A 26,186-nucleotide genomic window follows, 5' to 3' on the forward strand; every position below is an offset into this window, starting at 1 on the left:
GTCGCTCATTATTTATTGCTATCCCTATTTAAACGGGAGGGCCTGACTACGCCAAAAAAAGAGATGTTACGCCAGGCATGGAAGACATGACCGGTGTTTATCTGGCGGATGAAGAGGGCGTGCCCCGACGGCTAAAAAGAAAAACAGGGCATATTCCATGAAATACGATTCACACTACTCGCTGGCCGTGCTGATCCCGATGGCCATCTGGGGCGGGATGCTGCCGGCGCAGGCCGCTGACAGCAACACGCCAGACGATACGAAGAAATCAGAAACGGCTACGGCAAATGATGACGAAACCATGGTGGTCACCGCGGCGGCGCAGACGCTGCAAGCGCCCGGCGTATCGACCATCACCGCTGAGGAGATCCGTAAACATCCGCCCGCGCGCGATGTCTCCGAGCTGATTCGTACCCAGCCCGGCGTCAACCTCACCGGCAACTCCACCAGCGGCCAGCGCGGTAATAACCGCCAGGTCGATATTCGCGGCATGGGGCCGGAGAACACGCTGATTCTGGTGGATGGTAAACCGGTGACCAGCCGTAATTCCGTGCGCTATGGCTGGCGCGGCGACCGCGATACGCGCGGGGATACCAGCTGGGTACCGGCGGAAATGATCGACCATATCGACGTGATTCGCGGCCCTGCGGCGGCCCGCTACGGTAATGGCGCGATGGGCGGGGTGGTAAATATCGTCACCAAACCGGCCACCAGCGAATGGCATGGATCCTGGAATACCTATATGAACGCCCCCCAGCACCGTAAAGAGGGCGCGACGAAGCGGACAAACTTCAGCCTCAATGGCCCGCTATCGGATGAGGTCAGCTTTAATTTATGGGGAAATCTGAGCAAAACGCAGGCCGATGCCCAGGATATTAATTCCGGTCACGAAGCGGCGCGAACCGGTAGCTATGCGGGATCGTATCCGGCTGGACGCGAAGGCGTAGTGAATAAAGATATCCACGGTAAGCTGCGCTGGGAATTTGCGCCGATGCAGGCGCTGGAGTTTGAAACCGGCTACAGCCGCCAGGGCAACCTGTATGCAGGCGATACCCAGAATACCAATACCAGCACGCTGGTGAAAAGTATGTACGGTAAAGAGACCAACCGCCTCTATCGTCAGACTTATGGCGTCACGTGGACCGGCGGCTGGGATAACGGCGTGACCAGCAATACTTACGCGCAGTATGAGCACACCCGTAACTCGCGTATGAACGAGGGTCTGGCGGGGGGAACGGAGGGGATCTTCTCCAGCAGCGAATTCTCCGATATCGACCTGTCGGATGTGCTGCTGCACAGCGAGGTGAATATTCCGTTTACCCTGGGATTCGAGCAGAATCTGACGCTGGGTACCGAGTGGAACCAGCAGCGGATGAAAGATGGCGTATCGACCACCCAGTCGCTCTCTTATGGCTCCATTGACGGTATGTCGGCAACCGGGCGTAGCCCCTATTCCAGCGCCGAGATTTTCTCGCTGTTTACCGAAGATAATATCGCGCTGACCGAGAGCACCATGCTGACACCAGCTCTGCGCTTCGACCATCACAGCATCGTTGGCAATAACTGGAGCCCATCGCTGAACCTCTCGCAGGGGCTGTCGGATGACTGGACGCTGAAGCTGGGCATCGCCCGCGCCTATAAAGCGCCAAACCTTTATCAGCTCAACCCGAACTATATTCTCTACAGCAACGGCCAGGGCTGCTATGCCAGCAGTTCAGCCTGTTACCTGATGGGGAATAGCGATCTGAAGGCGGAAACCAGCGTTAATAAAGAGATTGGCCTTGAGTATAAGCACAACGGCTATCAGGCGGGGCTGACCTGGTTCCGTAACGACTATCATAACAAGATTGAATCGGGCTACTCGGCGGTGGGAACGGCCAGCAACGGCACGACCAATATTTATCAATGGGAAAACGTACCGAAGGCGCTGGTTGAAGGGCTGGAAGGCTCATTAAACCTGCCGGTAAGCGAAACGGTCAACTGGAGCAACAACCTGACGTGGATGCTGCAGAGTAAGAACAAGACCACCGGCGATCGCCTGTCGGTGATCCCGCAGTTCACCCTTAATTCGACCGTCAGCTGGCAGGTACGCGACGATCTTTCGCTGCAGAGTACTTTCACCTGGTATGGCCGGCAAAAACCTAAGCGCTTCAACTATAAGGGCGAGGCGGTATCCGGCAGCGAGCTGAATGAAGTGAGTCCTTACAGCATCGTCGGGCTCAGCGCGACCTGGGATGTGAATAAAAACCTGAGCCTAACCAGCGGCGTTGATAACCTGTTCGATATTCGCCACTACCGCGCCGGTAACGCGCAGACGACGGGGAATTCGACGACCGGCGCCTATCTGTATGGCGCGGGCGCGGAGACCTATAATGAATCGGGTCGGACGTTTTATGTCAGCGTGAATACGCACTTCTGATTATCTACTCAAACACCCGCCGGGATAGTGAACTATTCCGGCTTTTTATTTTTTATGTCCGGGAAAAAGGCCGGAGATATAAATGATGACAAAATCTCCACGGCTTCTACACAATTAACTCAACTTAGCAGTTTACACTGTTTCCTGTTGATCGGGTCTGCTTGATCCCGGAAACGATTAACGGTGGCATCCTGCCATTTCCATTCTAACGTTGTGTTCCTCTTCCCCCTTCCATTCCCAACCGCAGCAATGCGGAGGAGGGGGATCCCCTATCCGGAGATACACAGGATTTTGCGAAACTGGCCAGGCGTAATCGCATAGTATCTTTTAAAGGTACGGTTAAAGGCGCTGATATCTTCATAGCCCGCCATAATACAAATATCAACGATGCGAAAAGCCGGTTTAACCTTTAATAAATCAAGGGCTAATTGCATCCGCTGTTGGCGAATATAGGCCATTGGCGACATATTAAAATAGTGACGAAACAGGCGAAAAAGATGCCATTCAGAATAGCCGGAAAAGAGGCTCAGCGCCCGCATGGTTAGCCTCTTTTCAAGATTGTTTTTTATCCATTGCACCAGCTCGCTAAGCACTGAACGCTGAATTTCATTTCGTGGCATGATATCTACTCATTTCATTATAATGGCAATCTGGCTGCATAATTTATTCACTATCTCTTCATTTTATCTACGGGGTTATAGGTTAGTTTGTGGCTGTTCCTGGTTTATCCCAGAGAGCATCATTCCTAACAAGATCTTTTTCCCCCTGTCAACCAATGAGAAAGGGGGCTTTTTGTTTTTTTAATTAAAAAACAAAAGATGTTGAATTTTAATGTTGTCAGGAAATGCTTATCTGACTGGGTGGGAGAAGGAAAGTTCCATTAAAAAATAATTTTTTCACCATTCTCATATATCCACTTTTTCTCCATTTTCTCGTCATAATTGCGTGCAATTCTGCGCCTCGTTCAGGTTATTTAAAACGGCGTCAGAATTTGTCTGGCGCAATGAACTGCATTATTCCCAGCAGGTATCTGCTATTGCCAAATATCTTTTAGACGACACCTCCATGCTAAAAAAAACGAGTCTCATCGCCGGTCTATTGATTTCCCCTTTAACGCTTTACGCATCAACCGCCTATACGGTAGATGACATTCGTTTCGAAGGGCTACAGCGCGTTACCGTTGGCGCTGCGCTACTGAGCATGCCTGTTCATACGGGAGAAGAGGTTTCTAACGAGGATATCAGTGATTCGGTCCGCGCCCTGTACGCCAGCGGCAACTTTGAGAACGTGCAGATCCTGCGCGATGGCAGCACGCTGGTGGTGCAGGTCACAGAGCGGCCAACCATCGCTAAAATCAGCTTTTCCGGGAATAAATCCGTTAAGGATGATGCCCTCAAGGAGAATCTGGCCGCCAGCGGTATTGAAGAAGGCAGCGCGCTGGATCGCAATGCGCTCACGGAAATAGAAAAGGGGCTCCAGGATTTCTCTTACAGCGTCGGGAAATATAGCGCTCAGGTCCATGCTGTCGTCACGCCGCTACCGCGTAATCGCGTTGATTTAACCTTTGTCTTTCAGGAGGGGGTATCGGCAAAAATTGCGCAAATTAATATTATTGGCAACCAGGCCTTTAGCGCAGAAACATTGCTGGACCAGCTGCAGCTTCGCGACAGCGTTCCGTGGTGGAACGTGATTGGCGATAAGAAATACCAAAAGCAAAAGATGGCGGCGGATCTTGAGACCATCCGTAGTTATTATCTCGATCGCGGCTACGCGCGTTTTACCATTAACTCCAGTCAGGTCAGTATTACCCCGGATAAAAAATCGCTGTATATCACGATCAATCTTACCGAAGGCGATCGTTATAACGTGGCCAGTACGGTCGTGACCGGCGACATGGCGCAGCATAACCAGGAAATTGAAGCGCTGGTGAAGCCTTTAGCGGGGAAATGGTACAGCGGCGCGGAAATCACGGCGGCTGAGAACAGCATTAAGACGCTGCTGGGAAAATACGGCTATGCCTGGCCGCAGGTTAATACCGCGCCGGATATTGATGAGACGAAAAAAAGCGTCGTTTTGCATATTAACGTCAATGCCGGACGCCGTTATTCGGTTCGTCAGATTCGCTTTGAGGGTAACGATACTTCCCGCGATGCGGTGCTGCGTCGCGAAATGCGCCAGATGGAAGGCGCGTGGCTGAATGATGAGAAGGTCGAGCAGGGAAAAACGCGGCTGGATCGTACCGGATTTTTTGAAACCGTCGACAAGCAGATCGTTCCGGTAAGCGGTAGCCAGGATCAGGTGGACGTGGTCTATAAGGTGAAGGAGCGCAATACCGGCTCCTTTAACGTTGGTCTGGGCTTTGGTACCGACAGCGGCGTGAGCTACCAGCTCGGCGTCACTCAGGATAACTGGCTGGGGACCGGCAATAGCGTCAGCTTCAACGGCACGCGCAACAGCTACCAGTCCTATATTGAGCTGGGAGCGACGAACCCTTACTTCACCGTGGATGGCGTCAGCCTCGGCGGCAAAATTTTCTACAACAGCTACGACGCCTCGGATGCCGATTCCGGGAGCTACAACCAGCAAAGCTACGGCGTTGGCAGTACGCTGGGATTCCCGATTAGCGAGAATAACGCCCTCAACCTTGGCCTGGACTATGTCCATAACCGCCTGACCAATATGGAGCCGGAGCTCACCACCTGGAGCTATCTTAACTCACGGGGCATCTATCCTGACGTCGTCACCAAAGACGGCGACAGCGGTGCGACCTATAGCGCCAATGACTATTTTGCCAGCGTTGGCTGGAGCTATAACAACCTCGATCGCGGTTTCTTCCCGCGGGCTGGGAATAAAAGCAGCCTGACCGCCAAGGTTACCGTACCCGGTTCGGATAACAGCTATTACAAAGTGACTTTCGATACCACCCAATATATGCCGCTGGCCGAGAGCAAAAGCTGGGTATGGATGGAGCACCTGCGCGCGGGCTATGCCGATGGGCTGAACGGCAAATCGGTGCCGTTTTACGATAACTTTTATGCCGGCGGATCGTCGTCGGTTCGCGGTTTTTCGTCGAATACGATTGGCCCAAAAGCGGCTTATTATCGTTGTAATGGTTCTGAAAGCAGCTACAGCACCTGTCCGCTGGACTCATCATCCGATGCGGTTGGCGGTAACGCGATGGCGGTGCTGAACAGCGAGTTTATTGTGCCGACGCCGTTTGTGAATGACAAATATGCCGACAGCCTGCGAACGTCGCTATTCCTCGACGCCGGTACGGTATGGAGCACCTCCTGGCAAAATACCGGCCAGACGCTGGCGGCCGGGATCCCGGACTATGGCGATCCGTCACATATCCGGATGTCTGCCGGGATTGCGGTGCAGTGGATGTCGCCACTGGGCCCGCTGGTGTTCTCCTGGGCCGAACCCTTTAAAAAATACGATGGTGATAAAGCCGAGCAGTTCCAGTTTAATATTGGTAAAACCTGGTAATCCTGCTGCTTATTATTTGAAGGAGAGCTCGGTTCTTTGTGGTAAATGCTAAAAATAGTACCGCAGGCTACCGCTGTGGGTAGCCTGTAATTAATTGTCAGTATATTCTTATTTATGTATATTCCTGCGGGGCGCGCTTCTGGCTATTATGGTTAACCATTCATTATTAGAATGCTATATTTAAGGTAAGCCTTATTGAGTACGGGTGGTATTGAGTATTGTCTGATATCACATTATTAATCGATAACCTTGCGGTTAGCTATCATGGATGCTATCACTATATAGAGTCATTTATCAGCAATGCCAGCAAGGATAAAAAATGAAATGGACTATTCATAATACGCTTGTCTGCCCGTATTCCGGCGTGGCTTTTTCTTCGATTTCCAGCCTGCGGTTTTTAAAGTTTATTCTTTGGTATGAAGCCGACATTTTATTACTGCCGGGAGAGTCGATGAAGCTCTACTCGTCCAGCGTGTTAATTAACGAGCAATATCATGCGGTAAAGGTTTATAACATCACGCGATACGATGAAGCCCAGTGGGAGAAACTGCGGGAGCGGCCTTCTTGTCCGTATCAATCTACCGCCACGACGGCAAACGCCTGTTCTTACCAGGCGCACTGCGCAATAAAACGCTGCCCGAACAACTTTCCACGCGGGCTATTGGGCAGTCGTCCGTCGGCCAGCGGAAGCGTTATAACCAGACCATAATGGTGTCATCGCTGCGGTGTATATCGGTGATGGGGTTAGGCTGTCGCAGAGGGGGAAATCGCGGGTGGCGGTGCTGTGCACCTGTCCGGGCAACCGGTTCACCGCCGTCTGGTGGTCCGGTCAGCGACATCGGCGCCCGGATAAGGTGGGCCGACATCAGGTCATCATCATCGGCCATTCTGGCGGAGTCTGGCTCATGACTTCAATCATCACGTCCTTGATATTGCCCCAGATTTTCGCCACGTCCAGCAGCGTAATGCCTAACAGACCGGTGGCGAACCAGCAGGCTGCGGCCAGGCCCATACAGCTACAAATCACCGCTAAACCGGCATAATCGCTTTTACGTAGCTGAATGTTCAACGAGCTGGCCAGAAACATCAGCACTGCGCTCACGAGTGGCCAGCGCAAAAGCACGACACTGGTAGTAATGGAAGCCATCAACCTATCCTCAACGAAATTTGGGAGCCTTTGACAACCGGATGAGACTGACGATGGAACGGCGCTCTGGCTATCTTCAGGCAAACAAGATCGTAATGAAACAACGTTTTTGTTTCATCAGCTAATGTGAACTATATCACACTTGTTCTTTTATTCACCAGCCAAAAATGGTGTTTTCTTGCGCTTATTAGCCATGTAAATAGCAGGGTTAATAAGGAGGGCGCGGGGCTTTCTTGCAATGTGAAGGCTGATTATAAGGGATTATCGGCGGTTTTGGTTTTTTAATAAGGTTTATGTTCTGCGGATTTTATTACTTATTCTGGCTAATTATACGGATAAACCGAATGACATAGTGGGGCTAATCTCATTATGTTGAGAATGTTTCTCCAGTGGTCCTATAAGCCAGTATTATTCATAATTCATCGTCATGAGGTTTTTACGTCAAAGCGTGGGTTGCTGAGATGCTCCGTTCATATCACAGTAAGCAGAGTTATCGGGGCTGTTCACCTTGATTAAGGCGTATCGCATGGATAAAAAGCGGAAATGAATCATAGCGCGCCGCATAAGGCGTTGAGAATATTTGGCATCGTGCTGGTCATTCTGCTGCCGGTGCTGCTGGCGTTGTGGTTTGCGCAAATTCGCGCCAAAGCGGAAACCGCCGATCAGCTGAGGCTGTTTTCTCGACTGGCGCTGCAAAAAACGGAGATGGTGATTCGTGAAGCCGACGAAGCGCGCGATAAAGCCCGCTTGTATCAGGGAGCGATATGTTCACCACAGCATCAGCAATATTTGCTCGGTATTGTTCGCGGCCTGCTCTATATCGACGATTTAATCTACGCCAACGGCACCCATTTCTTCTGCTCCACTTCGGTTCGCCGCCAGACGGGGTGGCAAATTCCGGCCGCAACCTATACCAAAAAGCCGGATGTCGCGATTTACTACTACCGCGAGACCCCTTTCTACCCTGGCTATGCGATGAACTATATGCAGCGCGGCAACTATGTGGTGGTGGTTAATCCGCTCTCATACAGCGCGTTGATCACCAGCGACCGCGACCTCGCCTGGGGCGTTTTTGATACCAAAACCCACCAGTTTTTTTCCGTCAGCAAGAATGCCGACCCCGATGAGCTGCATCGCCTGATTCGCGCTGAAGCGTCTTTATTTCACCAGGATGGCCGCGTTTATACCATCGCCCATTCCACCGTTCGCCCGATAGCCGTCATTATGTCCACTTCGCGCGTCAGCTATTATCAGAATTTTTATAATCAGGTGACCCTGACGCTACCGCTGGGGCTGATTTGCAGCGTATTGCTCCTGCTGGTGTGGTCGCGCACCCGTCAGCAGTACCACTCTCCGCGGAAGATGCTGCAGCGCGCGTTAAACCGTCGTCAGCTGTGCCTTCACTATCAACCGGTTATCGATATTAAAAATAACCGCTGCGTCGGTACCGAAGCATTATTGCGCTGGCCAGGCTTTGATGGGCCGGTGATGAGTCCGGCGGAGTTCATTCCGATGGCGGAAAATGAAGGGATGATCGCCCAGGTCACCGACTATGTCATCGATGAGGTATTTTCCGACCTGGGCGAGTTTCTGGCGCGGCAGCCGCATCTGTACGTGGCGATTAACCTCTCCGCTTCCGATTTCCATTCCGCACGCTTGATTGAGCACATCAACGAGAAGATCCAGCGCTACGCGGTCAAGGCGGAACAAATCAAAATCGAAGTGACCGAACGCGGGTTTATCGACGTGGCGAAAACGACGCCGGTGATCCAGGCGTTCCGCGATGCGGGATATGAAATCGCCATCGATGATTTCGGCACCGGCTACTCCAACCTGCACAATCTTCATGCGCTCAACGTCGACGTTCTGAAGATTGATAAATCTTTTGTCGACATGCTGACGAGCAATACCACCAGCCACCTGATTGCCGAGCATATTATCCAGATGGCAAACAGCCTGCATTTAAAAATCGTGGCTGAAGGCGTCGAAACGGCAGAGCAGGTAGCCTGGCTCCAGCAACGCGGCGTGCAGTACTGTCAGGGGTGGCACTTTGCGAAAGCGATGCCACCGCAGGAGTTCATGCTGTGGCTGGCGAATGAGCGCACCTGCCTCAGCCCCTATCAGCCGCACTATCAGGCAGAAATTTGATGGCGATAGGCGGTCGGCGTTCGGTCAAATTCGCGACGGAACACCCGCGAGAAGGTTTGCTGCGACACGTAGCCGAGATCCATCGCGATATCAAAAATAGGGCGCTGGGTGGTTCTTAGCGCTTCCGCGGCGAGCAGCAGGCGGCGCTGGCGAATGTAATCGCCCAGCGTTTGATGCATCACGGCGCGGAACATCCGCTGCAGATACCATTTCGAGTATCCCGATTTTCTGGCGACTATATCAATGTTAAGTGGTTGATCGATATGTTCATCAATCCATTCAATAAGCGTTTGGATAATATCCTGATGGGACATAAAGCGGCCTCTCTCAATTCTCGATTCGTCGTTTTGTCTGCGGGCGAGTATAATTCCTCAAGTTAACTTGAGGTAAAGCGCTTTATGGAAAAGAAATCACCCCGCATCAAAATGCTGCTGACGCCCGGCGAAGTGGCAAAACGAACCGGCGTGGCCGTCTCCGCGCTGCACTTTTATGAAAGTAAAGGGCTGATCCACAGCCAGCGCAACGCGGGCAATCAGCGGCGCTACCGGCGCGACGTCCTGCGCGCGGTGGCGATCATTAAGATTGCGCAACGCATTGGTATTCCGCTGGCGACCATCGGCGACGCGTTCGGCGTACTGCCGGAAGGGCATAACCTCAGCGCCAAAGAGTGGAAGATGCTGTCGTCCCAGTGGCGGGAGGAGCTGGACCGGCGCATTCATACCCTGACCGCGCTGCGCGATCAGCTCGATGGCTGTATCGGCTGCGGCTGTCTGTCGCGTCGCGACTGCCCGTTACGCAATCCGGGCGATAAGCTGGGTGAAGAGGGGACCGGCGCGCGATTGCTGGAGGATGACTAAAAAACTAAAGCGCCACAACAGGGCGCTTTAGTTGTTTTCCGGTCTTGGTCTTTCGCACTATCCCGCTGGTACGCAGGAGGGTTTCCCCCGACGTCGGCTCACCTCAGTATTGCGCAATCTTTGATGGAGGTTCCGGTTTGCGCCGACAATTTAAGTGTGGCTCTTTTCTCTGAATTTGCCTCTTCAGTTTGCCGAAAAATTCCCGGCATCCGCCGCCTGTTCCTATAGTTAATTTGAACAAACAGCGGGAGAGGCCCATGTTAACGGTACATCATCTCAATCAGTCACGATCGCAGCGCGTGTTATGGGCGCTGGAAGAGCTGCAGCTGCCTTATCAGGTTGTCTCTTATCAGCGTGGCAAGGATATGCTCGCACCGGCGGAATTAAAAAGCGTTCATCCGCTGGGTAAATCGCCGGTGGTTGAGGATAACGGCCACATTCTGGCGGAGTCCGGCGCCATTCTGGAATATTTACAGGAAACCTATGATAGCGCCCGGCGCTTAAAACCTGAGTCGGTGGAAGATAAGCTGCAATATCGCTTTTGGCTGCACTACGCCGAGGGGTCGCTGATGCCCCTGCTGCTGATGAAGCTGGTGTTTGCCAGCCTGGGCAAACCGCCGGTGCCGTTTGGTATGCGCACGCTGGGTAATGCGTTGGGCAAGGGGGTACAGAAGGCCTGGCTTAACCGCCAGGTGGACACCCATGCCCGCTTTATTGAAGCGCACCTTTCCCGCCAGCGCTGGTTTGCCGGCGCTGAGCTGAGTATGGCCGATATTCAGATGAGCTTTCCCGCGATGGCGCTGCTGGCGCGCGGCGGCGTGGAGAATTTACCCCATCTGACGCAGTGGGTTCAGCGCGTGGAGCAGCGCCCGGCCTGGCAAAAAGCGGTTGAGCGCGGGGGGCCGTTCACCTTACCCGGCGAATAAACTATTACTAAAGCCGATGACCGGGGAAAATTGCTATCAGCGCAATACAAAAATGTTACCGGATTGCGCATGGACGATAACGTTTGCGCATCGGCTGGTTATTTCCTGAACGTCATAAGCGAAATTTAGCGAAATACGACAAACTTCAGTTGAAAAGGCCCGTCTAAAGGCTGGATAATCGTTTGCCTTTTTATTTTGCTCATCATTTCCTCTGCTGGCAGAGGGGAGCAAAGTCATTCTTCACACCGTACTGTATGCGCGGAGTTAAACGTTTGCTTTTTCGCGGCCCCTGGCGCTGCGATGTAGCACAAGGAGATCGCGTTTAGCTGGCAGTGGATGGTCCACCACGCATTCGGACGAACGATAAAAATTCTCAGGGGAAGTTTTCTATGTCTACGCCTTCAGCGCGTACCGGCGGTTCATTGGACGCCTGGTTTAAAATTTCTGCTCGCGGCAGCACCGTGCGTCAGGAAATCGTTGCCGGTCTTACCACCTTCCTGGCGATGGTTTACTCCGTCATCGTGGTGCCGGGTATGCTCGGCAAAGCGGGTTTTCCACCGGCTGCGGTATTTGTTTCCACCTGTCTGGTTGCCGGCGTCGGCTCGCTGGTGATGGGGCTGTGGGCGAACCTGCCGCTGGCGATTGGCTGCGCCATCTCGCTGACCGCGTTTACCGCCTTTAGCCTGGTACTGGGTCAACAGATCAGCATTCCGGTCGCGCTGGGCGCGGTGTTCCTGATGGGTGTCCTGTTCACCGTGATCTCCGCGACCGGCATTCGTAGCTGGATCCTGCGTAACCTGCCGCAGGGCGTGGCGCACGGTACGGGGATTGGTATCGGTCTGTTCCTGCTGCTGATTGCCGCCAACGGCGTGGGCCTGGTTATCAAAAATCCGCTGGATGGTCTGCCGGTGGCGCTGGGTAATTTTGATAGCTTCCCGGTGATTATGTCGCTGGTCGGGCTGGCGGTGATTATCGGCCTCGAAAAACTGAAAGTGCCGGGCGGTATCCTGCTGACGATTATCGGCATCTCAATTATCGGCCTGATCTTCGATCCTAACGTTCACTTCTCCGGTATCTTCGCCATGCCGTCGCTGAGCGACGATAAAGGCAACTCGCTGATCGGTAGCCTGGATATCGTGGGCGCGCTGAACCCGGTGGTGCTGCCAAGCGTGCTTGCGCTGGTGATGACCGCGGTGTTTGACGCCACCGGAACCATCCGCGCGGTGGCCGGCCAGGCGAACCTGCTGGATAAAGACGGGCAGATTATTAACGGCGGCAAAGCGCTGACCACCGACTCCCTGAGCAGCGTCTTCTCCGGCCTGGTCGGGGCGGCGCCGGCGGCGGTGTATATCGAATCCGCTGCCGGTACGGCGGCGGGCGGCAAAACCGGTCTGACGGCAGTGACCGTCGGCGTGCTGTTCCTGCTGATCCTGTTCCTCTCTCCGCTCTCGTATCTGGTGCCGGCTTATGCCACCGCGCCGGCGCTGATGTACGTCGGCCTGCTGATGCTGAGCAACGTGGCGAAAATCGATTTCAACGATTTCGTCGACGCGATGGCGGGCCTGATTACAGCGGTCTTTATCGTGCTGACCTGCAACATCGTGACCGGCATCATGATCGGCTTTGCGTCGCTGGTGATCGGCCGTCTGGTGTCCGGCGAATGGCGTAAGCTAAACCTGGGTACGGTGATCATCGCCGCGGCGCTGGTTATCTTCTACGCCGGCGGTTGGGCGATTTAACTTTTCCTGCTAACAACGGGCGGCTTTGGCCGCCCGTTTAATTTTTAAGCCACATCCTGTTTCCTTTTGCGTTAATCTGAGTAGCGTATTATGCCGAGACATGACGCCTCAGATGTAAAAAAAAGACACGCAGCAAACAGGGAACACATGGAAATATTCTTTACCATACTCATCATGACCCTCGTGGTCTCTCTCTCCGGGGTGGTTACACGCGTACTGCCCTTTCAGGTCCCACTCCCCTTAATCCAAATTGCCATCGGCGCGCTGTTGGCCTGGCCTACCTTCGGATTGCACGTTGAATTCGACCCCGAACTCTTTCTGGTTCTGTTCATTCCGCCGCTGCTTTTTGCCGATGGCTGGAAGACGCCAACCCGTGAGTTCATTGAGCATGGACGAGAAATTTTCGGCCTGGCGCTGGCGCTGGTGGTGGTGACGGTGGTCGGTATTGGCTACCTCATCTACTGGATCGTGCCGGGTATTCCGCTGATTCCGGCTTTTGCTCTGGCGGCGGTTCTGTCGCCAACGGATGCCGTGGCGCTGTCGGGAATTGTCGGCGAAGGGCGCATTCCGAAAAAAATAATGGGCATTTTGCAGGGCGAAGCGCTGATGAACGATGCCTCCGGTCTGGTCTCCCTGAAGTTCGCCGTTGCGGTGGCGATGGGCACCATGGTCTTTACCGTCGGCGGCGCGACGGTGGAGTTCTTCAAGGTGGCGGTCGGCGGTATTCTCGCGGGCTTTGTGGTCAGCTGGCTGTACGGGCGCTCGATGCGTTTCCTCAGCCGCTGGGGCGGCGATGAACCGGCAACGCAAATTGTGCTGCTGTTCCTGCTGCCGTTCGCCTCTTATCTGATCGCGGAGCATATCGGCTTTTCCGGGATCCTGGCGGCGGTCGCCGCGGGGATGACCATTACGCGTTCCGGGGTGATGCGCAGCGCGCCGCTGGCGATGCGCCTGCGCGCCAACAGCACCTGGGCGATGCTGGAGTTCGTGTTTAACGGCATGGTCTTCCTGCTGTTGGGCCTGCAGCTGCCGGACATTCTTTCCAGCTCGCTGGTGGCCGCAGAAGCGGATCCCAACGTCGAAACCTGGATGCTGTTTACCGATATCATCCTGATTTATGCCGCCCTGATGCTGGTGCGTTTTGGCTGGCTGTGGACGATGCGCAAACTGAGCCAGCGTTTCCTGAAAAAGAAACCGATGGAGTTCGGCTCCTGGACCACGCGCGAGCTGCTGATCTCCTCCGTCGCCGGCGTTCGCGGGGCGATTACCCTTGCCGGTGTACTGTCGATTCCTCTGCTGCTACCGGACGGCAACGTCTTCCCGGCGCGCTATGAGCTGGTGTTCCTCGCCGCCGGGGTGATTCTGTTCTCACTGTTCGTCGGCGTGATTGTGCTACCGATTCTGCTGCGCCATATCGAGTCGACCGACCATGTCCAGCAGCGCAAAGAGGAGCGTCTGGCGCGGGCCGCTACGGCGGATGTGGCGATTGTCGCGATTCAGAAAATGGAAGAGCGTCTGGCTGCGGATACCAAAGAGAATATTGATAATCAGTTGCTGACCGAGGTCAGCTCGCGGGTGATTGGTAACCTGCGTCGTCGCGTCGATGGCCGCAACGATGTTGAAACGTCGATGCTGGAGGAGAGCCTCGAACGCCGGTTCCGCCTGGCGGCGCTGCGTTCCGAACGCGGTGAGCTGTACCATCTGCGCGCCACCCGGCAGATCAGCAACGAGACGCTGCAGAAGCTGCTGCACGACCTCGATCTGCTGGAAGCGCTGCTTATCGAAGATCGGTAACGCCGTACCTGTTCCCCGGGTCAGGCGTTGACGCCGCGACCCGGGGACTTACTTCAGCCAGAACGCCTTACTGCACTCCAGCCACGCTCGCGCGCTGTGCGACAGATAAACGCCTTCCCGCCAAATCATCCCCAGCTCCCAGCGCAGATCGCTCTGCAACGGCATCCAGCAAAAGCTCTGCGGGTCGAGGCGCTGGCAAATCGGCTCCGGCAAAATTGCGATGCCAATCCCCGCCTGGACCATGGCGGCCAGAAAATCCCACTGCCCGCTGCGCACGGCGATGCGCGGCTTAACGTCATGCTGAGCAAACAGCCGCATCAGCTGCTGGCTGAGGGCGAAATCCTCGTTGTAAATCACCAGCGGATGCGCGGCGAGCGCCTGCGGCGACAATGAGCTGAGGCCCTCCCATTGTGCCGCTCTCGGCGTTAGTACGCAGAGCGGATGGCTGAACAGAGATAGCGTCGTCAGACCGCTGGCCTCATCAACTGGCAGCGCCGTCATGGCTAAATCCAGTTCGCCGTTGCTGACCGCCTGCTGCACGGTCAATCCGCCAAACTCGGAGATTTTCAACTCGATACCCGCATAGCGCTGGCGAAAGCGGCTAATCGGCTCGGCCATCAGCATGCCGACCATCGGCGGGATCCCGAGACGCAGTACGCCTTTGTGCAGATGATTAATATCGCTCAGCTCCGACTCCAGCTGGTGAAATTCGCCAAGGATGGCCTGCCCGCGCTCGAAAACCACGCGTCCGGTATCAGTCAGCAGCAGCCGGCGACCGTCGCGGATCAGCAGCGTGCAGTTCAGCTCATCTTCAAGGTTTTTAAGCATCTTGCTGATGGTGGGCTGCGTGACGAACAGTTTCTCCGCCGCGCGGGTAAAGCTTTGCTGGCGAACCACTTCGACAAAATAACGCAGCGTTCGGATATCCATAATTATTCCCTGAGACTATACCTGTGATGATTTTAATTCATTTCTGCCGCGCCGGGCGGCTCTCTATACTGCACGCCTGTCTTCTTTTTCAGGAATACCGCTCATGGCCTTTGCGCCAGCTCGCGTGACGCCCTTCGTTATGCAACGCCTTCAGGTACCGGTTCAGGTCCTGATCTACGCCGGACTGTTCGTCTGCGCTGAATATTTAGTTAACTGGTTGCACCTGCCCCTTCCGGCGAATCTGGTCGGCATGCTGATGATGCTGGCGCTGATCGTCTGCCGGGTCATTCCTTTAAACTGGGTACGCGCCGGAGCCCGCTGGCTGCTGGCGGAGATGCTGCTGTTTTTCGTACCGGCGGTGGTGGCGGTCGTCAACTACGCGCAGCTGCTGATGGTCGATGGCTGGCGTATCTTTCTGGTGATTGGCTTGAGCACTACGATGGTGTTGAGCGCCACGGCATGGGTGGTTGATAAAGTGTATCGCTATGAAGTCAGCAGGATGAAACATGAGTGATTTTCAGCTGAGCCTCCTGTGCCTTCTTGTCACGCTGGGACTCTATTTTGCCAACAAGCGGCTTTATCGCCGCTTCCATAAACTGCCGCTGATGCCGCTGGTTTTCACCCCGATCCTGTTGGTCATGATGCTGGTATTCGGCCATATCTCTTATCAACGCTATATGGGGGAGACCCACTGGCTGCTGTGGCTGCTGGGCCCGGCGACGATCGCCTTTGCCGTGCCGGTATACGACAACCTGGCGATTATTAAGCGCCACTGGATGTCGCTGACGGCTGGTGTCACTACCGCGTCGGTTGTCGCGGTGACCAGTTCGGTGTGGCTGGCGCGATTATTTACCTTGCCTGATGAGATCCAGCGCAGCCTGGCGGTACGCTCCGTTACCACCCCCTTTGCGCTGGCGGCAGCCAAACCGCTGGGCGGCCAGCCAGATTTAGTCGCTCTGTTTGTCGTGGTCACCGGGGTATTCGGGATGGCGGTAGGGGATGTACTGTTTCTGCGTCTTTCTATTCGCGAAGGCATGGCGAAAGGGGCCGGATTGGGTGCCGCATCGCACGGCGCCGGTACCGCGCGATCCTACGAGCTTGGCCCTCAGGAGGGCGTGGTCGCCAGCCTGGTGATGATGCTATCCGGAGTGGTGATGGTGCTGGCCGCGCCGCTGGTGAGATGGGCCATGTTCTGAACCCCTTTTTAATTAATCAACGCATACTCGCTAAGGTACTTTTCCATATCTCACGACTATTTATACTCATATGAATAGTCATTTCATCTTATCGAGATGAACGGTTAATTAAATATTCGTATTTGTAAGATAATCCGATGATATCATAGGTTTTATCCTTATTTGTCCCCCTCTTAAATTGTAATTAAATGTTTCAATTTGAGGTTTTTTTGATATTAATGAAGAATGTGAATATGTGAAATGATATTTTTTATGAATAAGTTTAATGTTTAACGCTATGATTTTATTTGGTTATTTATAATATATATTTTGTATTGATTGGTTCAAAGTTATTATTCATTTGAGATGATTCACATATGGTTATTGAGAATAGTCTCGATTTTAGATACCTTATTGACGTGAGCTTTTATTATTGAATGGATTCATGTGGAACTAAAGCTCTTGTATTTATAGGTTAGTAATATTAAATGCAGGTTACTCACTCCCCATGCACATTATCGGCTTATAGTTTTAGCTGATGTCTGGCTTCATTCTCTAATAGACGCCATAAAACAATTGATGGATTGATTGTTAATCTTAATAAAAAGGGGAATACCAATGAACTTCAGTACCAAAACTCTTGCCAAAATATTAGCCTTATCTGCCGGCTGCGCTCTGGTTAATCTGTCTCAGGCCGCAAATACCATTACTTTTAAGGGTAAGGTCTCAGACACTACCTGTACAGCCACTATCGATAATGGCGTTTCGTCAATTGAGATGGGGACCTCGTCGGTAGCCGATCTGGATACCAATAACTACGGTGCGGCGAAGAGTTTTTCTTTCACGTTAACCGGATGCCCTAAGACCACAGACGGCGGTACCAATGTGGCCAGAGTGACGTTTGGTGGCGAAGCGGACACGACGAATAGCGATTACTTCAGGAACCAGGCGACAGACTCACCCGCTACCGGCGTTGCGGTGGCGATTTTTGACAACAAGGGTGCCCTGCTTAAGAACAATACGGAAGGTGCGGACGTCGATATTACCTCCGGCACCGCAACCATTCCTTTTACCGTCAAACTGGCGAAATCTGGCGCGAACGCTCCCACCAAAGGCGCGGTGCAGACAACCGTAACTTACAACGTTACCTACTATTAATTTAGCGTCATATAAACCGACAAAAGGGAAAGCGTTCCGCTTTCCCTTCATGGACTCTATCATGAAAAAATTAGCTTACTTTATCTGTTTTTTTTCCTGCATATCTGCCGCACAGGCAAGCGTGGTGGTCGGGGGCACGCGAGTGATATTCGACGGTACTCAAAAGGCGGCGACGGTCTCTGTGCAAAACAAGGATAACGTGACAAATATCGTACAGTCCTGGATCGCGATTGTGGATGAGGCATCACCAGCAAAAGATTCTTTTATCACAACCCCGCCGCTGTTTCGCCTGAAGGCCGGCGAACAAGGGTTTGTCCGAATCCTCCGCTCAGGTAAACCGCTGCCCGAAGAGCGAGAATCGATGTTTTGGCTGAATATTAAAGGTATTCCCGCTATGGATAGCGCGCCGGACAAAAACATGGTGCAGTTTGCCATTAACTCGCGGATTAAACTTATTTTTCGACCAGCGGCATTAAAAAATGCCATACCGGAAAAGTTTGCCGAAAAACTGCAGTGGTCTGCTGAGGGCAGAGATATTAAAGTTAAAAACCCCTCGCCATTATATATGAACTTTTCTGATATTGCGGTTAATGGTAAGTCAGTTCCTGAAGCATGGTTTGTTGCGCCTTTTTCAACAATAAAAATACCGGTAGCGAACGCATCTTCACCAGGGAAAAAGAAAATCACATGGAGCGTGATCAATGATTATGGAATGTCAGGACCAAAATACACCGCCATCATTCAATAACGTTGGGCAGAATTTTACATTCCTGTTAAAGAGTGGCTACGTTGCCATTATTTCCTGCTTTGCTCCCATTCCGTTACCCGCTATCGCCGGTGAGTATTTCAATCCTCATCTGCTGGAGGTTAATGAAACCGGAGCAACCTCTGTCGACCTGAGCTATATTTCCCAGGAAACTGTCCCACCGGGTGAATACAACCTTGATGTTTATATCAACAATGAATTTATTGCTTCTGAATTAGTCAGCTTCACGCAACAGAATGAAGATCGTGACGCTTCATCACCCTGCATCAGCGTCGCGCAGCTGAAAGCGTGGTCAGTCAAAACGGAAAATTACCCCGAGCTCACGGTTGCGGGTTCCCGCTGTGCCAGACTGTCCGCAATCCCCGGTTGGGGAACCTCGGTATTACTTTCGCAACAGCGCGTTGATTTTAACGTGCCTCAGGTCGCGATGATGCATCATCCGCGGGGATATGTCCCTGAAAGCCGATGGCAACAGGGCATTAACGCAGGGCTGCTCAACTATAGTCTCTCCGGGCAAAAGACCGATCCGCGGCACGGCGGCGAAGCGACGTCCAGCCAGTTTGTGAGCCTGCAGCCGGGTTTGAACGTCGGACCGTGGCGTTTACGGAACTACAGTACCCTCAACCATAATGATGACGGCAACCAGTGGGACTCGGTCTACAGCTATATTTCACGTGATATCCATGCCCTGAAAGGCCAGATGATCCTGGGCCAGACCTATACGTCATCAAGCGTGTTCGACAGTGTTAGCTTCACCGGGCTACAGCTGAACTCAGATAAAGAGATGCTGCCGGATAGCTTGAACGGCTTTGCGCCGGTCATTAAAGGCATCGCCCGCACCACCGCCGACGTGACGGTTTATCAGAACGGCTACAGCATTTATAAAACAACGGTCCCCCCTGGCGCGTTTGAGATAAACGATCTTTACCCAACCGGGAGCGCGGGCGATCTGAATGTGACGGTGAAAGAGTCCGATGGCAGTGAACAGAGCTTTGTGGTGCCTTTTGCTTCGCTGGCGATTTTGCAGCGCGAGGGCCAGATAGATTACGCCCTGAGCAGCGGTAAAACGCGATCGGGGAGTTCCGGTGGCAAAGAATATAATTTCCTGCAATCTAACATTGCCTGGGGGGCATCGAGCAACGTCACGCTGTATAGCGGTTTTCAGCAGCTGGAGAACAAATACAGTAATTTTCTGCTGGGCGCCGGACTCAACCTTGGCACGATCGGCGCGCTCTCCTTTGATGCATCCCAGTCCCGGGCGGATATAAAAGAGACGCCAACGTCGGATCGCACGTCATCCAGCGAAGGGCAATCTTATCGCGTGCGCTTTAGTAAAGATATTCCGCAGACGGGAACCAACTTCTCCGTTGCCGGGTATCGTTATTCAACCCATGGCTATTATTCTCTGCAAAATTTTATTGATAGGTCGAATGCGCATAGCGGGTGCTGTTCCTCAACGGGGCGGACTAAAGATCGTTTTGACGCTTCGGCCTCTCAGTCTCTCTCAGGGTATGGTTCACTCTCCCTCTCATTGGTCAGTGAATCTTATTGGGATAATTCACGCATGGAGTCGCTGGGCGTGAGCTACAGCAATACCTTTGGCCGCATTTCCTATTTCGTTAACTACTCCTATAGCCGAAATGTCCAGAGTTCAGGCCAGAATAGCGATAGTTCTCAGACCAGCGATAACCTTATTTCACTCACGGTGAGCGTGCCTTTTGGTGCGGATATCTCGGCCAGCTACAATATGAACAGCAGCCGGATGGGCGACACGACCCATAGCCTGGGTTTAAGCGGTTCGGCTTTTGCGGACCGTTCTCTGAACTGGAATATGCAGGAGGGTTACAATGCCAGCGCTAAAAGGACTTCCGGCAACGTCAATCTCAACTATCAGGGTTCAAAAGGTGAAGTCACCGCGGGATACGGGTATGACAGCTATAGCGCCCATTATAATTACTCGCTACGCGGTGGCATGCTCGCCCATTCCAGTGGAATAACGCTGTCACGCTATCTGGGCGAAAGCGTTGCGCTGGTTGAAGCGCCTGGCGTCAGCAATATTGCGGTGCGCGGGCAGACTAACGTGATGACCGATTCTGCCGGATACGCTGTGGTACCTTTTGTACGACCCTACCATGAAAATAATCTCTCTCTTGATGAACAGCAGGTCTCGGGAGCTGAAATCGATAATATTGCCAAAACGGTGGTCCCGACGCGTAATGCGATTGTAAAAGTTAAATACGATACCTGGATTGGCTATAAGGCGATGATGACTCTGCGTTTTAATAATAAAGAAATCCCTTTTGGCGCCGTTATTACATTAGATGATGAAAGCCGGCAACATCAAGAAAAACGCAGCGCTATCGTGGGTGATTCCGGACAGGCCTATCTGACCGGGCTACCTGCAAAAGGCCGGCTATTTGTGAAGTGGGGCGATAGCCAAAATAGCCAATGCAATGTTAATTATGATTTATCAGCCAATAAATCGGTTGATGATATCGTTTTTTATGCAGCGGATTGCCGATGATAAATAATTTTGCAATTACCTTAATGCATAAGTTGAGGATGAAAACGATGAGGGTAAATAATGGCGGGATATTAACGAAGTCACATGGCTTATTGCTTATCGGTATTGGACTTGCATCGATATTCATAAAGCCAGCCTGGGCTTATGACGCCAATAGTACGGTTAATTTCAATGTCACCGGTAAGATTGAAGAGCCCGTATGCGAGGTTTCGGTTAAACCTTCCAGCGCTATCAATCTGGGAATCGTTTCTTACCAAAGCCTTACCGGTCAACCGGGCGCAAGCAGCGATGATAAGGCTGTTTCCATTGCCTTTGATAATTGCTCAACGGGTACGGTTTCCGTGACGCTAACATTTAGCGGTAATTCATTTAACAGTACCTATCCCAGTATTTATGAGAATGAGCAAATTTACGGTGCCAAGGACGTGGGGCTACAGCTTTTAAGCGCGGGGGATCGGAAAAGCCTGGGGCCAAACGACAGCTATACCTATCTTTTCGATGAGGCTTCTGAACATGTTTTTAATATGATCGCCAGAATGTATACGCCGAATGGTCGGGCGACGGTGGGCAGTGTCTCCTATACGGTCACGTTCAACGTTGCCTATAAATGATCTATTTTCGCCAGGGAAGAACTATGAAGACGTTTATTTTATTACTGCTGGCCTGTTTATTACCGACTTACAGTTGGGCATGCCAAACGGGTGCAAACTCGGGCGATATCGCTTTGACTAATTTACCCGCGCAGGTACTGGTTAATGCCGGTAGCTACTCGGCGGGAACCATCCTTTATGATTCAGGACAGATAACGCATCCAACCACCTCCATTACGGATTGTCGGGGTTGGTTATATGCACTGTTCGGATGGAGCTCGGGGAATGCGGGCACCTTAGTGGGGGATAACATCTACTCGACCTCCGTGCAGGGTATCGGTATTCGCGTCAAATTCTGGCTCAATATCACGGGTGAATATGGTGGTGATAACAATGATTTTAATGCTGACTACAGCGTTCACCATATCGGTGATGCAGACTTGTATCTGGGAAAACCTAATGGACTTTTTGATGACAAGGCGAGCACATATTATGCGCCAACGTACCAGGTCCAGCTTGTGGCAACGGGGGGAGCTATTGCCAGTAACAGCACGCTGACGCTGGCCGATCCGATTTCCACGGTTTCTATTCTGGATCTTGACGGAACGATGGCTATTTCCCAGCTGCACGTGACGGGCTCGACAAAAATCCAGCTGACCCCGATGGGGTGTTCGGTTGATTCGACCGCGCTGAATTTCCAAATGGGCTCAGTGAAAACAAGTGAGTTTAATCTTTCTAACAAAGCTGGCTCAGCTCAGCAAACGCTGACCCTAACCTGTGAGCCGGGAACATTCGTGGCGATGCGCGTTACGGCGCCAGAAGCGGAAGGTGATAATTCCGATCATACCGTTATTGCGTTAACGTCCGGCGAAAACGTAGCGACCGGCGTTGGAGTACAGCTGAATCTTTATAACACACCATTAATCGTGAATAATGCAATCTACAGGGTATTTTCAGAATCGAAAAGAACGACTGTGACCAACCCCGGCTCGGAGGCCAGCTATACAATATTCACCGATCCTGATAATCCCGGCGGGGCGGCGGCATCGAACGTCCTGACGTTTACCGCGAACTATTACAAAACCGGATCTAACGTGACGCCAGGCACCGCGAATGCGAGCGGAACGATAACCTTTACCTACCAATAAAATATTCCCCGACCAGCTGGCCGGGGGAAAAAAGAGTAATACGCCGGATTAGATAATTTAGACTACAACTGCTGAGTGCGGTGGCCCAGTACATCCTGGTGTTAAACGACAGCTATATTTATTTTTTCACCGAGGATTCTGAATATATTTTTAACATGATCGCCAGGATGGCTACGCCAAATGGACGAATAACGGCGAGAACTATCGTCTGGACGGTTGTTTTCAATGTGTCATATAAATGATGCGTTTTTTCGGAGTATATATGAAGAAATATTTTTTACTTGTTCTCTTTTTGATTTCTCCGGGCTATGTGTGGGCCTGTCTCTACGGCTTAAATTATGGTGACGTGTCCATCAGTAATTTACCAGCCAAAATATTGCTTAGCGCTGGAAGCTACACTTCTGGAACCGTTATTTATGACTCCGGGAAAATATATCACCAAAAAACCAATGTTCTCAACTGTGCAGGTGATTTACATGCCCGTTTTACCTGGTCATCTGGAATAGCGACTACGCTTATCGGTAATAACATTTATGCAACCTCGGTGCCGGGCATTGGTATCAGAGTTAAAGTATGGTTAAATACTACGGGGGAATATGATGGTGAATCAACGTCATTTAAGGTCGATAACAGTGAACATCATATAGGTGATGCTGATTTTCCTCTCGGAATACCGGGTTTTGTTGCTTTCAATACCAGCACGAATTATTCTCCCGTATATCAGCTACAGCTTGTTGCTACAGGGGGTAACATTGACACTAATCGTTCTCTAAGCTTTACCGATCCGGTATCAACCGTTGCAATTAAAGACAGTAACGGCGAATTGGTTATTTCTCAGTTGCATATCAGTGGAACAACTAATATTCAGCTCGTTCCCATGGGATGTACCGCCAGCACGGCCGCACTTAATTTCCAAATGGGTTCAGTTAAAACAAGTGAGTTTAGTTTTTCTAACAAAGTCGGTTCAGTTCAGCAAACGTTTACCCTAACCTGTGAGCCAGGTACCAACGTGGCGATACGCGTTACGGCGGCAGAAGCGGAAGGTGATAATCCCGATCATTCCGTAATTGCGTTAACACCTGGTGAAAACGTAGCGACCGGCGTTGGGGTGCAACTGAGTATTGATGGCATACCACTAGCCGTGAATAACGCTACTTACCAGGTATTTGCCGATTCGAAAAGAACCACGATAACAAATCCTGAAGCGGAGGCTAGCTATTCGATATTCACCGAACCTGATAATCCAGGCGGGGCGGCGGCAACGAATTCGTTGACGTTTACTGCGAACTATTACAAATACGGATCCGAAGTGACTCCGGGTGAAGCCAATGCGAGCGGAACGCTGACTTTTATCTACAACTAATGCATCAACAATACCCCGGCCAGATGGCCGGGGAACGGGCAGTCATTAATGCGCCTGGCCTTTCTCGATGCCGATACCGGTCTGCGAACGGATAAACTGGGCGCGGAACAGCTCGCGCTCGCGCGCGCCTTCCGCTGAGCTATCGGTGGCGGAGAAGAACCAGATACCGATAAAGGCCACGGCGATTGAGAACAGCGCCGGATATTCATACGGGAAAATCGCCTTTTCGTGACCGAGGATCTGCACCCAGATGGTCGGGCCGAGGATCATCAGAATCACCGCGGTCAGCAGACCCAGCCAGCCGCCAATCATCGCCCCGCGGGTGGTCAGCTTCGACCAGTACATCGACAGCAGGATAATCGGGAAGTTACAGCTGGCGGCGATGGAGAACGCCAGACCGACCATAAAGGCGATGTTCTGATTCTCGAACAGGATGCCCAGCAGAATCGCCACCACGCCAAGGATCAGCACGGTAATCTTCGACACCTTCAGCTCCTGACGCTCGGTCGCCCCTTTACGGAACACGTTCGCATACAGGTCGTGAGAGACCGCCGACGCGCCAGCCAGCGTCAAGCCAGCGACCACCGCCAGAATAGTGGCGAAGGCCACGGCGGAGATAAAGCCGAGGAACAGGTTACCGCCGACCGCGTCCGCCAGATGCACCGCCGCCATATTGTTACCGCCGATAAGCTGACCGGCCGCGTCTTTGAACGCCGGATTCGCCCCCACCAGCATGATGGCGCCGAAGCCGATGATAAAGGTCAGAATATAGAAGTAGCCCATAAAGCCGGTGGCGTAGAATACGCTCTTACGCGCTTCTTTGGCGTCGCTCACGGTGAAGAAGCGCATCAGAATATGCGGCAGACCCGCGGTGCCGAACATCAGTCCGAGGCCGAGCGATAGCGCCGATATCGGGTCTTTCACCAGTCCGCCGGGGCTCATAATCGCCGAGCCTTTCGGGTGGACCGCCATCGCTTCGGTGAACAGATTATTGAAGCTGAAGCCGACGTGCTTCATCACCATAAAGGCCATAAAGCTGGCGCCGAACAGCAGCAGGACCGCTTTGATAATCTGCACCCATGTGGTGGCGAGCATGCCGCCAAAGAGGACGTAAAGCACCATCAGCACGCCGACCAGCACCACCGCAATGTGGTAGTTGAGGCCGAACAGCAGCTGGATAAGCTTACCCGCGCCGACCATCTGGGCTATCAAATAGAGCGCCACCACCACCAGCGAACCGCAGGCGGAGAGGGTGCGGATCGGCCCCTGCTTAAGACGATAGGACGCTACGTCGGCAAACGTGTAGCGCCCGAGGTTACGCAGGCGTTCGGCGATAAGAAACAGAATAATCGGCCAGCCGACGAGGAAACCGAGCGAGTAGATCAGCCCATCGTAGCCGGAGGTGTAAACCAGCGCGGAAATGCCGAGGAACGAGGCCGCCGACATAAAATCGCCGGCAATCGCCAGCCCGTTCTGGAAACCGGTGATATTGCCGCCCGCGGTGTAGTAATCGCTGCGCGAACGTACGCGTTTTGAGGCCCACCAGGTGATATAGAGCGTCAGGGCGACGAAAATCAGGAACATGATAATCGCCTGCCAGTTGGTCGGCTGGCGCTGTACCGCGCCGGTGAGGGCATCCGCGGCATTGACGGTCAACGGGAGCGTGGCGGCGAGCGCCGTCAGGACTTTCTTCATGATGCTTTAACCTCGCTGAGAATGCTTTTCGTCAGCCGATCAAATTCACCATTTGCCCGCCAGACGTATATTCCGGTTAAGACGAAAGAGATAACGATCACGCCGATACCAATCGGAATACCCCGGGTGACGCTGGTTCCCGCATGCAGCGGCGTGCCCAGCCAGCCGGGGGCGAAGGCGATAAGCAGAATAAAGCCCACATAAATCACCAGCATAATCAGTGACAGGATGGCGGCAAACCTTTGCCGGGCTGCAACAAGCTCCTTAAAATGCGCACTATTTTCTATCCGCTGACAAATCTGTTCGTTCATCGTAGCG

General features: G+C 52.6%; 22 protein-coding genes. 16 read left to right on the top strand and 6 right to left on the bottom strand.

Annotated elements, in window-relative coordinates; genetic code table 11:
* The first annotated feature begins 157 nt into the window (after nucleotides 1-157).
* Nucleotides 158-2,419, top strand: a complete 2,262-nt coding sequence (locus tag ACESQ2_RS21130) for a TonB-dependent siderophore receptor (protein WP_014837139.1) — start codon at nucleotides 158-160, stop codon at nucleotides 2,417-2,419.
* A gap of 269 nt (nucleotides 2,420-2,688) precedes the next feature.
* Here ACESQ2_RS21130 and ACESQ2_RS21135 read toward each other — a convergent pair whose 3' ends face one another.
* A complete protein-coding gene (locus tag ACESQ2_RS21135; protein WP_014227551.1) occupies nucleotides 2,689-3,039 on the bottom strand; it encodes a helix-turn-helix transcriptional regulator in 351 nt (116 codons plus the stop codon).
* A gap of 445 nt (nucleotides 3,040-3,484) precedes the next feature.
* On the opposite strand from ACESQ2_RS21135, the gene bamA reads away from it, so the two are divergent.
* Both bamA and iraM read left to right on the top strand, forming a co-directional pair.
* Nucleotides 3,485-5,908: an outer membrane protein assembly factor BamA gene (bamA, locus tag ACESQ2_RS21140; RefSeq protein WP_373171207.1), complete on the top strand. Its 2,424-nt coding sequence runs from the start codon at nucleotides 3,485-3,487 to the stop codon at nucleotides 5,906-5,908.
* A gap of 319 nt (nucleotides 5,909-6,227) precedes the next feature.
* Entirely contained in the window at nucleotides 6,228-6,617 is a 390-nt protein-coding gene (gene iraM / locus ACESQ2_RS21145) for an anti-adapter protein IraM (RefSeq protein WP_004097807.1), read from the top strand.
* Between the two features lie 156 nt (nucleotides 6,618-6,773).
* Here iraM and ACESQ2_RS21150 read toward each other — a convergent pair whose 3' ends face one another.
* Entirely contained in the window at nucleotides 6,774-7,055 is a 282-nt protein-coding gene (locus tag ACESQ2_RS21150) for a YjcB family protein (protein WP_004097808.1), read from the bottom strand.
* A 543-nt stretch (nucleotides 7,056-7,598) separates the two neighbouring features.
* On the opposite strand from ACESQ2_RS21150, the gene ACESQ2_RS21155 reads away from it, so the two are divergent.
* Complete coding sequence (locus ACESQ2_RS21155) at nucleotides 7,599-9,203, top strand: EAL domain-containing protein (RefSeq protein WP_025107694.1); 1,605 nt, start codon at nucleotides 7,599-7,601, stop codon at nucleotides 9,201-9,203.
* Here ACESQ2_RS21155 and soxS read toward each other — a convergent pair.
* Complete coding sequence (gene soxS / locus ACESQ2_RS21160) at nucleotides 9,188-9,517, bottom strand: superoxide response transcriptional regulator SoxS (RefSeq protein ID WP_004097813.1); 330 nt, start codon at nucleotides 9,515-9,517, stop codon at nucleotides 9,188-9,190. The two genes, ACESQ2_RS21155 and soxS, sit on opposite strands and share 16 nt — an antisense overlap.
* A gap of 84 nt (nucleotides 9,518-9,601) precedes the next feature.
* Between soxS and soxR the strand changes: the two genes are divergently transcribed.
* From soxR to ACESQ2_RS21180, 4 genes are all read left to right on the top strand, one after another.
* Complete coding sequence (gene soxR / locus ACESQ2_RS21165) at nucleotides 9,602-10,060, top strand: redox-sensitive transcriptional activator SoxR (RefSeq protein ID WP_004097815.1); 459 nt, start codon at nucleotides 9,602-9,604, stop codon at nucleotides 10,058-10,060.
* Nucleotides 10,061-10,317: 257 nt separating this feature from the next.
* Entirely contained in the window at nucleotides 10,318-10,986 is a 669-nt protein-coding gene (locus tag ACESQ2_RS21170; RefSeq protein ID WP_014227554.1) for a glutathione S-transferase family protein, read from the top strand.
* 389 nt (nucleotides 10,987-11,375) lie between these two features.
* Nucleotides 11,376-12,725, top strand: coding sequence for an NCS2 family permease (locus ACESQ2_RS21175; RefSeq protein WP_014227555.1), 1,350 nt, complete (start codon nucleotides 11,376-11,378; stop codon nucleotides 12,723-12,725).
* Between the two features lie 147 nt (nucleotides 12,726-12,872).
* Nucleotides 12,873-14,519, top strand: a complete 1,647-nt coding sequence (locus ACESQ2_RS21180) for a Na+/H+ antiporter (RefSeq protein ID WP_046876817.1) — start codon at nucleotides 12,873-12,875, stop codon at nucleotides 14,517-14,519.
* Nucleotides 14,520-14,567: 48 nt separating this feature from the next.
* Here the strand turns inward: ACESQ2_RS21180 and ACESQ2_RS21185 are convergent, their stop codons facing one another.
* The gene (locus ACESQ2_RS21185) at nucleotides 14,568-15,449 is read right to left on the bottom strand and encodes a LysR family transcriptional regulator (protein ID WP_046876818.1); all 882 of its coding nucleotides are present in this window, start codon (nucleotides 15,447-15,449) and stop codon (nucleotides 14,568-14,570) included.
* A 103-nt stretch (nucleotides 15,450-15,552) separates the two neighbouring features.
* Between ACESQ2_RS21185 and ACESQ2_RS21190 the strand changes: the two genes are divergently transcribed.
* From ACESQ2_RS21190 to ACESQ2_RS21225, 8 genes are all read left to right on the top strand, one after another.
* The gene (locus tag ACESQ2_RS21190) at nucleotides 15,553-15,963 is read left to right on the top strand and encodes a CidA/LrgA family protein (protein WP_046876819.1); all 411 of its coding nucleotides are present in this window, start codon (nucleotides 15,553-15,555) and stop codon (nucleotides 15,961-15,963) included.
* Nucleotides 15,956-16,645: an LrgB family protein gene (locus ACESQ2_RS21195; protein WP_046876820.1), complete on the top strand. Its 690-nt coding sequence runs from the start codon at nucleotides 15,956-15,958 to the stop codon at nucleotides 16,643-16,645. The genes ACESQ2_RS21190 and ACESQ2_RS21195 overlap by 8 nt, the downstream gene beginning before the upstream one ends.
* Nucleotides 16,646-17,242: 597 nt before the next feature.
* Entirely contained in the window at nucleotides 17,243-17,782 is a 540-nt protein-coding gene (locus ACESQ2_RS21200; protein WP_224260618.1) for a fimbrial protein, read from the top strand.
* Between the two features lie 61 nt (nucleotides 17,783-17,843).
* Nucleotides 17,844-18,530: a fimbrial assembly chaperone gene (locus ACESQ2_RS21205; protein WP_373171213.1), complete on the top strand. Its 687-nt coding sequence runs from the start codon at nucleotides 17,844-17,846 to the stop codon at nucleotides 18,528-18,530.
* Nucleotides 18,484-21,072 (top strand): fimbria/pilus outer membrane usher protein, encoded by a 2,589-nt coding sequence (locus ACESQ2_RS21210; protein ID WP_046876823.1) that lies wholly within the window; start codon nucleotides 18,484-18,486, stop codon nucleotides 21,070-21,072. The genes ACESQ2_RS21205 and ACESQ2_RS21210 overlap by 47 nt, the downstream gene beginning before the upstream one ends.
* On the top strand, nucleotides 21,069-21,683 hold the full coding sequence (locus tag ACESQ2_RS21215) for a fimbrial protein (RefSeq protein ID WP_046876824.1): 615 nt from the start codon (nucleotides 21,069-21,071) through the stop codon (nucleotides 21,681-21,683). Before ACESQ2_RS21210 ends, ACESQ2_RS21215 begins: the two co-directional genes overlap by 4 nt.
* Before the next feature lie 23 nt (nucleotides 21,684-21,706).
* A complete protein-coding gene (locus tag ACESQ2_RS21220) occupies nucleotides 21,707-22,810 on the top strand; it encodes a type 1 fimbrial protein (protein WP_046876825.1) in 1,104 nt (367 codons plus the stop codon).
* A 262-nt stretch (nucleotides 22,811-23,072) separates the two neighbouring features.
* A complete protein-coding gene (locus ACESQ2_RS21225) occupies nucleotides 23,073-24,173 on the top strand; it encodes a type 1 fimbrial protein (protein ID WP_046876867.1) in 1,101 nt (366 codons plus the stop codon).
* Nucleotides 24,174-24,218: 45 nt separating this feature from the next.
* Here ACESQ2_RS21225 and actP read toward each other — a convergent pair whose 3' ends face one another.
* Both actP and ACESQ2_RS21235 read right to left on the bottom strand, forming a co-directional pair.
* On the bottom strand, nucleotides 24,219-25,868 hold the full coding sequence (gene actP, locus ACESQ2_RS21230; RefSeq protein ID WP_025107684.1) for a cation/acetate symporter ActP: 1,650 nt from the start codon (nucleotides 25,866-25,868) through the stop codon (nucleotides 24,219-24,221).
* On the bottom strand, nucleotides 25,865-26,179 hold the full coding sequence (locus ACESQ2_RS21235; RefSeq protein WP_046876827.1) for a DUF485 domain-containing protein: 315 nt from the start codon (nucleotides 26,177-26,179) through the stop codon (nucleotides 25,865-25,867). The genes actP and ACESQ2_RS21235 overlap by 4 nt, the downstream gene beginning before the upstream one ends.
* Nucleotides 26,180-26,186: the final 7 nt, after the last annotated feature.

The sequence above is a fragment of the Klebsiella sp. Q11 genome (assembly GCF_964241505.1).
In the GTDB taxonomy this organism is placed as follows: domain Bacteria; phylum Pseudomonadota; class Gammaproteobacteria; order Enterobacterales; family Enterobacteriaceae; genus Klebsiella; species Klebsiella michiganensis.